Here is a 12,721-nt window from a genome sequence, read left to right as displayed (position 1 = left end):
AAAACATAATTAACCGCAGTGTTGTGTATTGGGTATAGCATAATAATCTGTAAACAACAGGAATGCGCTATGGTAAAACAAGACAAAGACCATAAAGTGTACGTGCTCGACACCAACGTACTTCTCCATGAACCACTCGCTTACCTTTCCTTCCAAGAACACGATGTTGTGATTCCCATGACTGTCCTTGAAGAACTCGATCACATTAAAGATCGAAAGAGTGACGTGAGCCGAGACGCAAGAGTTGCCATTCGTGGGTTAGATGATGTGCTTCGCGATGCAACACCAGAGCAAATGCTAGAGGGGGTAGCGCTACCAACATTGAGGATAGAAAGTCACCGAACGCCTTGTTCAGGTAAATTGATTATTGTAAACGATCACTTGTTTCCTGATTCCATCTCCGGGTTACCCGGCAACGAAAATGATCACCGCATTATTAATTGTGCGGTACATTTGCAAACTCAGTACAGCGACAAAAAAGTGGTGCTGGTTACCAAAGACATCAATATGAGACTGAAAGCGAAAGGCGCTGGACTCAAGTATGTTGAAGATTATCGTACCGATCAGCTGATTGACGACATTGCGCTTTTAACCAGTGGCTTTAAAAAGGTTGAAGGCGATTTTTGGCAAAATGTTGGTGAGTGTCAAACGCAGCAGGAAGGGCGATACACGGTTCATGATGTGCCAAAATCACTCGTACCAGATGTGTTCTGTAATGAGTATCTGATAGATGATACTAATCACTTCGCAGCTCGGGTTGTGGGATACGATTCTGAGCACATTCGATTAAAAGACTTAGGCGTTGAACGTTTGATGCACCGTCAAGCATGGGGAGTGAAACCGAAGAATATCAACCAAGGTATGGCGCTGGATGCATTACTTGATACTGACATTGAGCTGGTGATATTAACAGGACCTGCGGGGTGCGGAAAAACCTTATTGGCGCTTGCCAGTGCGCTTGAAATGATCATCGAAAAAGGAATTTACGACAAGGTAATTGTGACGCGAAATACGCCTGAAATAGCTGAAAGTATTGGCTTTTTACCAGGCACGGAAGAAGAGAAAATGGCCCCTTGGCTTGCGGCAATCACAGATACCTTAGAAGTGCTTCACAAACACGATGAAAGCCCAGTGACTAGCCGAAACTATATTATGGAAAAGGCGAACATTCAGTTCAAATCGGTGAACTTTATGCGTGGCCGAAGTATTCAAAATGCAGTCGTTATTTTAGATGAGAGCCAAAACTTAACGGCATCACAGTTAAAAACCATCATCACTCGCTGCGGTGAGGGAACCAAATTAATTTGTACGGGAAACCTCGCCCAGATTGATAGTAATTATCTCACCCCAGTGACATCAGGATTAACTTATATTGTCGAGCGCTTTAAAGACTTTGAAGGTAGCGCTACCATTAACTTAAACGGTGTAGTACGAAGCCGCTTGGCAAGTTTTGCTGAAGAAAATTTATAACTTGCCTTGAGCCGACTGGCTCGTTACTCTTTTGCTAACACTGTGTGCAAACGGGAACGAGCCAGTAAATGGATGCGACAAAAGAATTTTTACCACTAAAAAGTTACCGAAAGGGAATTTTAGTGGCGGTAATAATACCCATCCTACTTGTCCTCGTCTTAGCTTACCATCTCTATCAAATTAAACTCGAACGCCAGTACAAAGTACGTTTTGGCCAGTATGAATATGTTTCTCAGCAGCTGAAACAAGAGTTTTATGCTGCACATGTCGTTCTTGATAGTATCGCCGTTAACCTAGCGCAGCCAATTTCTTTTCAAAAGCCGCCAGAGTGGTTAGAAGATATAGAGCAACACCCTGAACATTATTATCATGCGTTACCAAACAATGGTGGAGAGATTGTTGGTCGTGGGCAAGTCAGTGAAGCGCTTTTTGCCACTAAACGATGGCAAACCGTATTATCGCTTAATACCGCTTTTGATGCCGCACTCGCGTTGCAAGGTGGATTGTATGCGGTCGCATACATAGAAGATGATGGTTTTGCGTATGTTAAGCGTCGAGATGCGTCAAGCAGCCATTTCATCACCCGGTTAGTTCAAGGTAAGTTCGAACCCGACTTTAGCTTGGGCAATATAGTCGTTGGTCCACCCGTGAAGTTTTTCGATAGACAAATGTTTGCGCTCGGTAAGAAATTATCAACGGTGGATAACGCCCATGTATTGATGATCTACGATAGCGATATTATTGATAGGTGGTTGTTAAACATCGGCTCCTTAGACGGTACGATGGAATTTAAAAACCAAAGCGATGAGATTATCGCGGGGAAGCGTTATGACCACGACCACGATGGTGTTGTGAATTCATCAGCACCTTGGCAGTACGGACTGCACTTTATTGCAAAGCCCGCCAAAGAGCCTATTAGCTTAAACTATCATGAAAGCTATGAGCAATTTGCCGCTCCGCTACAGCAGGAGATCTTGCTCGAACTTGCATTATTACTGTTTTTTATTCTTTTTACCTTTGTGACCATTGTGTGGTTAAGCGGACAAATATTTGTCCGACCTTTAAAGCATTTTGTGAATTATTTATCTTTGCAAGAGCATACACCACAAGCCACTTTAAATTATCCCATCCCCTCAGAATGGCAACCTTGGTTTATACAAATCAAGCAGGTGGTGGAGCAAAAATCGCGCTTAATGCATACTCTTAAGCAACATAATCAAGAACTAGATGACGAAATTAAACGCAAACAACAGGCATTAAAGCAAAGCTTTGAGGCAAAAGAGCGTCAAGCGGCTTTACTTAATGCAGTGCTTGACTCAGTGCCCGATATTATCTATTTCAAAAATATCGACGGTTCATTCATAGGCTGTAATCGCGCGTTTGAAGAGTTTATGGGGGTTGATAAGTCGGATTTGGTTGCGAAAACACAACCTGAAGTGACATCTGGATTAACCATATTACTTGAACAAGAAGTGGCGATGGAGCGCTCGCAAGAACAAGTGGCAACGAACTTTGTCCTTGGAGCAAATACCTACTTTTTGACTATCACGCCATTAAAATCAGAAACTGGAAAGCTCATTGGTTGTTTGGGGGTTGCGAGAGATATTACCGCCGCACAAGAGGCATATAATGCCCTAAGAGACTCTGAAGAAAACTTTAGGGCAGCGACTGAGTTTGCACCTAATGGCGTCATTTTGGCTGCGATCAGCGGTAAAATTTTGGAGATGAACAAGGCTGCCAAGCGTTACTTATCACTTGATAAGAATACGGGAAAAAAGCAGCTAGAGCGCTTGTTTGATGAACAAAACTGGCAAGAACTGAAGCCTGTCTTAGCTGGGCTATTAAAAGAGCAAAAGAAAGTCGTTGAACACATGATTTCACAGTCGGGTAAGCACCGCTGGTTACAATTGAGTATTTCGTTAGTTTGGGATAAAAATAAGCGCCCTAAGTATTACGTTATCCATATTCAAAATATAACCGGTTTGTTGTTAGCGAAGCAAGATGCTGAGCGCGCAACGCTTGCCAAAAGTCGCTTTATCGCGAATATCAGCCATGAAATTAGAACGCCGATAAATGCCATATTAGGTCTGGCGGATATGATCAAAAGTGAGACGCTGACTCGAGTTCAAAATAAAAAACTGCAGCAGCTTTCTGGGGCTGCAAATGAGCTGCTTACCATGCTCAACAGTATTTTAGAGTTTGCCAAAGTTGAAAGCCACCAAGGTACAATTCAATATGAGACATTTCAAACCTGTCATGTATTTACCACGATAGAATCACTAATTAAGCCTTTATGTATACAAAAAGGTTTGGAATTTGAGTTACAAGTCGCCCCTCAAGTTTGGCCTTACCTGTACAGTGATGAAGATAAGGTAAAGCAAATCTTGGTAAACCTGCTTGGCAATGCGGTAAAGTATACCAATCAAGGGAAGGTTGGTTTGAAGGTGGCGTTAGTTAATGATAGAGCTGCAAAACAAACCATAAAGTTTGCTGTTTGGGATACTGGAGTTGGGATCAAATCGCAAGAGATTGAACACCTTTTTGATGCATTTACCCAAGGTGATGAAAGCTTCACACGTCGTCACGAAGGCATTGGTTTGGGGCTTGCGATTGTGAAGCAAGAAGTTGCACTCTTAGGTGGCGATATTGCGGTTAACTCAACCCCGAACGAAGGAAGCTGCTTTTTCTTTGAATTGGTGCTAGATAAAGGCGCTTGTCCAGTTGTGGATAGTCACAAAGAAGTTTACTGTCTCACCACCGAAGCACATAGCTTACCAAGCTATTTTGCTGGTCTTGCGGAATCTTTATCTGTTGAGCGATTGCACGCGATGCATGCTCAGCTCGACAAGTCTATTGTTGTTATTCCGCCGGAAACCTCGCTTGACCCCGCTTATGCGCTACCAGAAAATACCGCATTACTACTACATTGTGAAGGGGTATTCCCTGAGCAAAGTAACCATATTGCGCTTAATCAAAGTGTGTTTTACCAATCAGCTTATACTTGGCTTGCTGAGTTTGCCCATATGACGCAAACCGTCGACAACGTGTGTATGCAAGTTGCTGGTGCGCTTTGCTTGGTGGTCGACGATAACAACTTAAATTTGGATATTACTGAGAATATGTTGAAGCAGAATGGTATTTCTACCGTAGGGCTACAAAGCGCGGAACATATTGAGGAAGTTTGCCGCTCACTGCAACCAGATATCATCCTGATGGATATCCATATGCCAAACATTGATGGCTATCAAGCGACCAAGCAGATCAGAGCCGTATGGTCTGAAACTGAGCTGCCCGTTATCGCCTTGACCGCCAATGCAAGTAAAGAAGAGCGGGCGAAAGCCACAGCCGTTGGCATGAATGATTATTTGGTAAAGCCGATCAATAGCACACAGGCGTGCAAGGCATTGGCAAGTAATATTTTCCAGTCAGATAAAACAGAAGAAATCTTTTTCGATTATGAGTTTGCTTTATCACAAATGATGCAAAATGAAACGTTTTTGCAAACAATGTTAGATAAATTTGCTAAACTTTGCCATGATTACCTAGAACAGGTTGCTGAAATAGAGCAAGGTTCAGCATTATTCGAGTTAGCACACGGAATTAAGGGCGCAGCTGCTGGTCTGGGTTTTAAGCGACTGGCGAAAGTTGCAAAAGACCTTGAAACGCAAAGCAAAACGATCACAACAATAACAAATCGCACTGACTTGGATGTGTTAACAAATGCACTTTCACAGGTGGTGTGCTTTATCGAGCTAAAAAGGTAGCGTCATAAGATGCAGCAAGCTGAGCACATTTTTATTATTGATGATGACCCAATAAATAAGATGGTCCTAAGTAATACATTAGGTGACGGTCATCGGTTATCCCATAGCACTGACGCTAAGTTATGTATTGATGAACTAAAAGTAAGCAAACCAGATCTTATTATTTTAGATGTGTTAATGGCTGACGGCGCTGGCTTTGCTGTTTTAGAGTGCCTGAAAAAGGATGCGAGCACTTACGGTATTCCCGTTGTCGTGATCTCCGGTAGTGTGAGCTTTAAAGATGAAGCACGAGGTTTGGAGTTAGGGGCAGTGGATTATATTACTAAACCCTTTAACCCTTTGATTGTAAAAGCCAGAATCAAAAACCATTTAGCAATAAAAAAGAAAAATGATCTGCTAGAAAAGCTAGCCTCTATCGATGGTTTAACAGAGTTGCCCAATCGCAGGTATCTAGATGAAGCGATGAAATCAGCTTTAGAGAGCGCAAAAGCTGATGGCAGTGCGTTTACCGTAATGCTGGTTGAGGTGGACTATTTTAAAACGTTTAATGAGCATTATGGCTATATGCATGGTGATGACTGCTTATTTAAGGTCGCCAAAGCGCTAGAAGAAGCCGCAACCCGACGTTCTTTATTTATTGGCCGTTTTGACGGTACCCGTTTTGCGTTGGTGCTAACTCAGCATAATATCGACATAATTAATGAAATAGCAGAAGCGTTGCACGACTCGGTTAACGCGTTAAAAATCCCCCATATTGCCTCACCCATATGTGCGCATGTGAGTGTTAGTATTGGTGCAGTTCATATTGAAAATCACTGTAGTAATGAGCTCGGTGAGCTGATCAAAATGGCCGATAGCGCACTTGCCGTTGCACAAAAACAGCAAAGTACGGTTTTTATTAAAGTGTTATAAATATCTAAAGCCATATGCGGGGGCTAAAGCATATCCGCATTATTCACCATCCTTGGTGCGATAAAGTCTTACTGAATTTGCTTTAGTGCGTTGTCGCCAAAGCCAACCAGTTGGTTGTTTTTGAATACCAATGGCGTGCACTCATCTTTTGTTACTTTGCCGTCTGAGTGTTTGCTGTTGGTTGCATAGTACAGCACTTGATAGTTGTCGCCGTCTTTTGACACCAACTCGCTAAAGTCAGGAGTTGCAAACATATCTTTTACTGATGAGTAAGATGCACCCATTTCAAGGTTAGCAATCTTTTCACGATTTTTACGCTGTTTATGTTCCCAGTTAGACGAGTTGTATTCAGAAGCCCAACCGTGTTCTACTTCACCGTCGGATACAGCAACGATACAGCCTGATAATAGAGTAGAGCTAAGCGCAGCCACTAACATTAATTTTTTCATTGTTGTTTTCCTTTTTAATTTTGTTGCTGAGCAAGTAATGCAAACAGCCATTTATTTTTTGCTTTAATTATCACAAGAGTGCAAACTCTTTGCCAACTAATAAAGTTTATAAATATCAGTTTATTGTTATTTTTTAATCAGTTTGTGGTTGATGGTTTTCACTAACTTTTAGCGATATCACTCACTAAAACAATAATCTAGACCACTCGGTTTCTCGTTGTGCCTGCCACAAAACTTTCAATATTAATGGCAATTTCGCCGACTAAACGTTCGATGGCTTCTTTACTTGCCCATGCCGTATGCGGTGTTAAAAGCAAGTTTTCCCCTTGGTATTGAACGAGTGGGTTGCTTGCTTGTGCCGGCTCTTGTGTGAGGACATCCACAGCAGCACCAGCTATTTGCTTGTTAGTTAGCGCATCCACCAGCGCTTGCTCATTGACTATTCCGCCTCTTGCGGTGTTGATAAGATAAGCATGATTTGGAAGTAGAGCGAATTCAGCTCTCGAAATCAGGTTTTCTGTTTCAGCGGTAAGCGGGCAGTGAATCGATACAATATCCGCAATCTGCAGTGCTTCTTCAAAAGCCATTCGTCCTGCTCTAACCTCAGTTACGCCCCTACGTTCGGCAACAATTACCTGAGCTCCAAATGCTTGTGCGACTTTTGCAACGGCTTCTCCTAACGTTCCATGGCCTACGATCACAAAGTTTTTGCCCGCAATTTCGTTGATGCTGTAGTCCAAGCGACAAAACATGTCACTTTGCTGCCAAAGCCCTGCACGGCAGTCTTGCTGGTAACGATGAATATTTGTCATTAAGTTACCAAGCATAGTAAAGGTGTGCTGCACGACAGAAGGGGTCGAATAACCAGCCACATTGGCTACCGCAATTTGATGAGCTTTTGCGGCTGTTAAGTCGATGTTGTTGACGCCTGTGGCTGCAACACAAATCAATTGTAATTGTGGTAACGCCGCGATTGTTTGTTCAGTTAACTGTACTTTATTGGTGATGATGACTGCTGCATCTTTACAGCGTGTGATGATGTCCTCACTGGATGTGGTGTCGTAAGACGTTAATGTGCCTAGTTTGGCAATGGGGGAAAGATCAGTTCCTGCAAGGGTTTTAGCGTCTAATACCACGATTTGCATTATTTTTATCCTTTTCTTGACTTTGGAGTTAACTCTAAGGTTTATACTTGTGATGTCGACTAGGATAATCTTCAGGACTTGGGAGTGTAAAGTGGTAAAGATTGGTGAGCTGGCAAAGCGGCTTAACGTATCAACTGACACGTTAAGGTATTATGAAGCAAACGATCTCCTACACCCTTGCACAAGGAGCGAGGGCGGGTATCGGTTGTTTGATGAGCAAAGTGAAAAGCAAATGCGATTTATTCTTCGCGCGAAGGAAGTGGGTTTCAGCCTCAAAGAAGTGCAAGACTTGCTGAAGATAAAGTTTGAAAAACATCAGCACAGTTGTGAAGAAGTGAAAACACTGACTATCACTAAACGGGATTTAGTGAGAGCGCGGATCGCTGAGTTACAAAAATTTGAACAATCGTTATCGACGCTAGCAGAGCAGTGCTGCGGCGGTAAGGAAGCGGCAGTGAGCTGCTCGATTTTAACGGCCTTGGAGGCTATCGATGAATGAACTGATAGTAAATTTTTGGCAGCTATTTTTAGTATCTGCCCCGTGGTTACTGCTTGGCCTAATATTGGCCGGGTTACTTAATGTATTTATTCCAAAAGATTTGTTGCAAAAGCATTTAGGGAAAGAAGGGTTTTGGACGACGATAAAGGCAGCACTGATTGGGGCGCCTATGCCGCTTTGCTCTTGCGGCGTTATTCCTGCTGCGGTGGGACTGAGAAGGGCTGGGGGTTCAAAAAGTGCGACAACCGCATTTTTAGTCTCAACGCCTGAAACTGGAGTGGATTCTATCTCGGTTTCTTATGTGCTACTTGGTCCTTTTATGGCGGTAATTAGGCCAATTGCAGCTGTGGTTAGCGCAATTGCGGCAGGGTTGCTCGTTGGCAGTGAGAAAGATGATAAGCCTGTGGCGCTAAAGCACCTTAATACCTCAGAGGAAGCAAGCGCGACTCGCGGTTGTTGTGACGCTAATCATCACTCAGAGTCAAAGCCTGCTGAAAAACATCACAGCCATGATAGCTGTTGCGCCAGTACTAAAGTGGAAACCGTAAAAGTAAGCTCAAGCTGCTGTGAGCCTGTAGGCCCGCAATTAGCAATGGCAGGGGCGAATATGTCTTGTTGTGATACTACGGAGCCTACCGTAACCAGTTGTTGCGATTCTGCATCAGCCACGACAAGTTGTTGTGAGCCTGCCCCTGTACCTGAAAACCAAGGGGTTTTTGGTAAAATTGTAGAAGCTGTTAAGTTCAGCTGTAATCAATTACTGTCCGACACCGCAGTTTGGCTACTTATCGGTTTATTCTTTGCAGCGCTAGTGCAAACCTTTGTGCCTGAGTCTTTCTTATCGCAGTGGGGCGACGGTATTATCGCCATGCTAGTGGTTATCCTTATCAGTATCCCAATGTATATTTGTGCCACCGCTTCAACTCCAATCGCTGCGGGTTTATTAATGGCTGGTGTTTCACCCGGTGCTGTATTGGTATTTATGCTCGCAGGCCCTGCAACTAACATCGCCACAATTGGGGTGGTTGGTAAAGAATTAGGGCGTCGTGCCGTGTTTGCCTACTTGGGCGGTGTTATCGGGGTTGCGCTTATCTTTGGCTATTTAACTGATTACTTGGTCAATACTTACGGTTTTGTGGTAACGCCGATGATAGGTGAAGAACACGAAGTGCTACCACATTGGTTAACAGTATCGATGGGCGCATTATTAGCAGCACTCTTACTAAGATTAGCTATACTCAAATTAGGTAAAGTTGTTAGAAGATAAACTATTGTGGTACTTTTTACCGTATTACAATTGCATGACGCTTAAGCATTTAATGTTCCAACTTGGTATATCGCCTTGGTGGTCAGACATGAAATGCTTAGCGTCTGTTTATTTGACACGATAGAATGCGTTCCAGTATTCGTTAATCCGACAATTTGAGAAGTAGAGTGGATAAATACGCTGACATTAGACCGTATAATGATGATGAAGTAGTGCCAGCACTGGCACGTCTACTAGGTGATGATCAATTCATTGATGTGATCGCCAAATATAACCTGCCAGCTTGGTTAAATGCTTGGCCTGCTATTGCACGCCCACTCGTAAGAATGAAACTAAAAAAGAAGTGGGGAGATTTTTGTACGATTGAACAAGTACAAGATGAAGTGGCGTACTATCTGCAAATTTTAATCAATAAAACGACGTCTAAAGTGACTTATTCTGGCCTTGAAACATTAGACTCGAATACCTCGTATTTATTTATTTCAAATCACCGTGACATCGTATTAGACCCTGCACTTGTTAACTGGGGCTTGCATCAGCAAGATATGCGCACGGTGCGTATCGCTATTGGTGATAACTTACTGCAAGTACCTTATATCACTGAGCTTATGCGCCTTAATAAGAGTTTTATTGTAAAACGCTCGGCAAAGGCGCCGAAAGAAATGCTAAAAGCATTAACCCAGCTTTCAGCCTATATTTCTGACTCATTAAGTGAAGGTAACTCCATTTGGATTGCGCAAAAAGAGGGGCGTGCGAAGGATGGAGTGGATCAAACCGATCCGGCACTGTTAAAAATGCTACAGCTCAATGGCCGCAAACAGAAGCTAGATTTTTCAGAATATGTAAAGCAGCTCAGGATAGTGCCCGTTGCCATCTCCTATCAATATGAGCCATGCGCGGTTGCTAAGGCTAAAGAGCTATACCATAAAAAGCAGTTTGGCCAATATGTGAAAGCACAAGGCGAAGACATTGCTAGCATTGTTGAGGGCTTTAGTTCAGATAAAGGCCATGTGCATATCGCATTTGGCGACCCTATCACTGCGGATGTTGAAAACCCAGATGAGCTGGCGAATGTCATTGATAAACAGATTTTAGATTTATACTATCTGCATTCAACCAATCACCTAGCAGCAGGCGATGATGCGCAAGTTAGTCCAGAAGATAAAGAGGACTTTATCTCTAAACTAGAGTCTGTACCGGAAGAGCTGAAGCAATTGGTGTTGAGCATGTATGCCGAACCACTGCGTCGCAAAGGCATTTAATAGTAGTGAGCATGCGCAACCGTGGTGTTAAGTGGTTGCGCTTTTGTTCGGTTAATTAAGAACTTTATGATAATAAACGACTTCCATATCTCCTAAAATATCTTTGTGAAGCCCTTTTTTCACATAACTCATCCCAAGTTTTTTCATAATATTGATGGAGCCATGGTTCTCTTCTTCAGCGATAGCACTCAAGTGCGTCAAAGTAGGATTTGCTGCTATTAGGTCTGGAAGAATATGTTGTGCGGCCTCTGTTGCAAACCCTTTGCCCCAAGAAGCTTGTTTAAAACGCCAACCGAGTTCTAAATCCTGATCGTTTCTTTGTTCTGAAAAGAAGTTAGCAGGGCGAACCAAAATCCAACCGATAAATGCCTTGTTTGGCAGCTCGAAACAGCCCCAAAGCCCCCAACCTTTGATCTCGTCCGTATACTCGGTTAAACGTGGAATATATACGGCTTTTACTTCTTCAAGTGAGTTAGTCTGACCGCCTGTGATGTATTTCATTACTTCAGGGTCGCTATCAAGATCGGCGAGCAGCTGTGCATCTTGTGGGGTGAGTAGGCGGTAACTCAGTCTTGCAGAGTCCTTTACTTGCATTTTTTACTCCTAATGAAACCCAATAAAACTTTAGAGTACAAAAGCTTACGTCATGAGTAAAGATGTTGCATAAGTTTGCGTAGACGCCAGCCGAGCGCTTTACTAAAATACGTCGGCATTTTTAGAGGGGGAACAGAGTGAATAATTCAGTACTAGCGCTTAGACAGCGTCAAATCGCTGCGGCTCAACGGGAATATAAGGCAAGGGGATCAAAGCTTGCGCGTTGTGAATGCTGCTTATTAGCCACGACTCTATGTATTTGCGACAAAGTCGAAATGGCCAAAGCTGACTGTGCAGTGTGTTTGCTTATGTATCATAATGAAAGCTTTAAGCCCTCTAACACTGGACGCTTAATTGCCGATGTGATCCCTGATAATCATGCCTTTCGTTGGGACAGAACTGAGCCTGACGCTGCGTTTTTAGCGCTTCTTTCGGACGAGCAATATGCACCAATAGTCGTTTTCCCAGAGCAGGGCGTGGAGCCTGAACGAGTAATTACTAAGGTGACTCGCACTGAAAGTAAAACACCACTATTCATCTTTTTGGATGGCACATGGCGTGAAGCTAAGAAAATGTTCAGAAAGAGCCCTTACCTCGATAATTTACCCGTGTTATCCATCGCCCCTGAAAAGCTCTCGGATTACAAGCTTCGAGTCGCGCCGCATGAACATCAGCTTGGTACGGCGGAAGTTGCGTGTGTATTGTTTGCCGAATGCGGCGAGCAGGATGCGGCAGATAAATTAACCGCGCATTTTATCGATTTTAGAGATGCCTACTTAAAAGGTAAGCGCAGCAAACTGTAGGTCGAAATTTATTTCGACAACACAAGCGCAATATCACGCGACAGATAGGAATAAAAATAAAACAAGAAGCGCGCGACTCATTGCTGAGTCGCGCTTACGGAATCTTCTAAATGCATCCTGCAAAGTTGAGTAGTTCAACGTCCTGAATCTTTCCTCTTCCATGGCATCGCTTGGTGTTCTCGTTTTGCGAATAAAGGCATCTTGCCCTGTGTCCATCTTCCTTTTACACGTCCGCTGTCTTATCCATTGCCATCCACTTGCTAAGAACAAGCCCTTGTTCTAATTGTCCTTGTTTGCTACTTTCCAAAATAGCAGTGCCAATCATCACCTTGTTTTACCTTGGCACTTGGTAGCCTGAACGTGTTGCTTCAAGCTAGGTGTTGCGCTGTTAATTGCAACAATTGGCATCTCCTAAGCCACATTTTACCAGTACATCCAATGTACCTTCCTTCCTCATCCTTAACCACCTGCATATCCAATGCAGTAACGTTATCCCTCAACGTTTAGCCTCTCCCCTGAAGCAATCCTTAGGTTCATCATGAACCTTTAATCCCTG

10 protein-coding genes are annotated in these 12,721 nt (G+C 43.3%); 7 read left to right on the top strand and 3 right to left on the bottom strand.

Going from position 1 to position 12,721, the window contains the following annotated elements; genetic code table 11:
• Window positions 1-69 precede the first annotated feature (69 nt).
• The 3 genes from PNC201_RS13860 (at window position 70) to PNC201_RS13850 (ending at window position 6,146) form a co-directional block, all read left to right on the top strand.
• On the top strand, window positions 70-1,470 hold the full coding sequence (locus PNC201_RS13860) for a PhoH family protein (protein WP_010606061.1): 1,401 nt from the start codon (window positions 70-72) through the stop codon (window positions 1,468-1,470).
• A gap of 122 nt (window positions 1,471-1,592) precedes the next feature.
• The gene (locus PNC201_RS13855; protein ID WP_233525178.1) at window positions 1,593-5,234 is read left to right on the top strand and encodes a hybrid sensor histidine kinase/response regulator; all 3,642 of its coding nucleotides are present in this window, start codon (window positions 1,593-1,595) and stop codon (window positions 5,232-5,234) included.
• 9 nt (window positions 5,235-5,243) lie between these two features.
• Window positions 5,244-6,146: a GGDEF domain-containing response regulator gene (locus tag PNC201_RS13850; protein ID WP_102057391.1), complete on the top strand. Its 903-nt coding sequence runs from the start codon at window positions 5,244-5,246 to the stop codon at window positions 6,144-6,146.
• Between the two features lie 68 nt (window positions 6,147-6,214).
• Here the strand turns inward: PNC201_RS13850 and PNC201_RS13845 are convergent, their stop codons facing one another.
• Entirely contained in the window at window positions 6,215-6,595 is a 381-nt protein-coding gene (locus PNC201_RS13845) for a DUF3192 domain-containing protein (protein WP_010606064.1), read from the bottom strand.
• Window positions 6,596-6,792: 197 nt separating this feature from the next.
• The gene (locus tag PNC201_RS13840) at window positions 6,793-7,740 is read right to left on the bottom strand and encodes a D-2-hydroxyacid dehydrogenase (protein WP_102057390.1); all 948 of its coding nucleotides are present in this window, start codon (window positions 7,738-7,740) and stop codon (window positions 6,793-6,795) included.
• 91 nt (window positions 7,741-7,831) lie between these two features.
• On the opposite strand from PNC201_RS13840, the gene zntR reads away from it, so the two are divergent.
• The 3 genes from zntR to PNC201_RS13825 all read left to right on the top strand — a co-directional run bounded on the left by zntR (window position 7,832) and on the right by PNC201_RS13825 (window position 10,768).
• Window positions 7,832-8,239, top strand: coding sequence for a Zn(2+)-responsive transcriptional regulator (gene zntR / locus PNC201_RS13835; protein ID WP_010606066.1), 408 nt, complete (start codon window positions 7,832-7,834; stop codon window positions 8,237-8,239).
• Window positions 8,232-9,506, top strand: coding sequence for an SO_0444 family Cu/Zn efflux transporter (locus PNC201_RS13830; protein ID WP_102057389.1), 1,275 nt, complete (start codon window positions 8,232-8,234; stop codon window positions 9,504-9,506). The genes zntR and PNC201_RS13830 overlap by 8 nt, the downstream gene beginning before the upstream one ends.
• 167 nt (window positions 9,507-9,673) lie before the next feature.
• A complete protein-coding gene (locus PNC201_RS13825) occupies window positions 9,674-10,768 on the top strand; it encodes a 1-acyl-sn-glycerol-3-phosphate acyltransferase (RefSeq protein WP_010606068.1) in 1,095 nt (364 codons plus the stop codon).
• Window positions 10,769-10,819: 51 nt separating this feature from the next.
• Here PNC201_RS13825 and PNC201_RS13820 read toward each other — a convergent pair whose 3' ends face one another.
• Entirely contained in the window at window positions 10,820-11,362 is a 543-nt protein-coding gene (locus tag PNC201_RS13820) for a GNAT family N-acetyltransferase (RefSeq protein WP_102057388.1), read from the bottom strand.
• Window positions 11,363-11,499: 137 nt separating this feature from the next.
• Here PNC201_RS13820 and PNC201_RS13815 point away from each other — a divergent pair, with 137 nt between their 5' ends.
• On the top strand, window positions 11,500-12,165 hold the full coding sequence (locus PNC201_RS13815; protein ID WP_102057387.1) for a tRNA-uridine aminocarboxypropyltransferase: 666 nt from the start codon (window positions 11,500-11,502) through the stop codon (window positions 12,163-12,165).
• Window positions 12,166-12,721: the final 556 nt, after the last annotated feature.

Source organism: Pseudoalteromonas sp. NC201 (assembly GCF_002850255.1).
In the GTDB taxonomy this organism is placed as follows: domain Bacteria; phylum Pseudomonadota; class Gammaproteobacteria; order Enterobacterales; family Alteromonadaceae; genus Pseudoalteromonas.
The sequence above is the reverse complement of the archived record's forward strand: the minus strand, read 5'-3'. Positions and strand labels throughout refer to the sequence as shown.

Excerpts from the sequence above, each read along its gene's own strand:
- PNC201_RS13860 (WP_010606061.1), top strand. The coding sequence starts at position 70 with ATGGTAAAACAAGACAAAGACCATAAAGTGTACGTGCTCGACACCAAC.
- PNC201_RS13845 (WP_010606064.1), bottom strand. The coding sequence starts at position 6,595 with ATGAAAAAATTAATGTTAGTGGCTGCGCTTAGCTCTACTCTATTATCA.
- PNC201_RS13830 (WP_102057389.1), top strand. The coding sequence starts at position 8,232 with ATGAATGAACTGATAGTAAATTTTTGGCAGCTATTTTTAGTATCTGCC.
- PNC201_RS13840 (WP_102057390.1), bottom strand. The coding sequence starts at position 7,740 with ATGCAAATCGTGGTATTAGACGCTAAAACCCTTGCAGGAACTGATCTT.
- PNC201_RS13820 (WP_102057388.1), bottom strand. The coding sequence starts at position 11,362 with ATGCAAGTAAAGGACTCTGCAAGACTGAGTTACCGCCTACTCACCCCA.
- PNC201_RS13850 (WP_102057391.1), top strand. The coding sequence starts at position 5,244 with ATGCAGCAAGCTGAGCACATTTTTATTATTGATGATGACCCAATAAAT.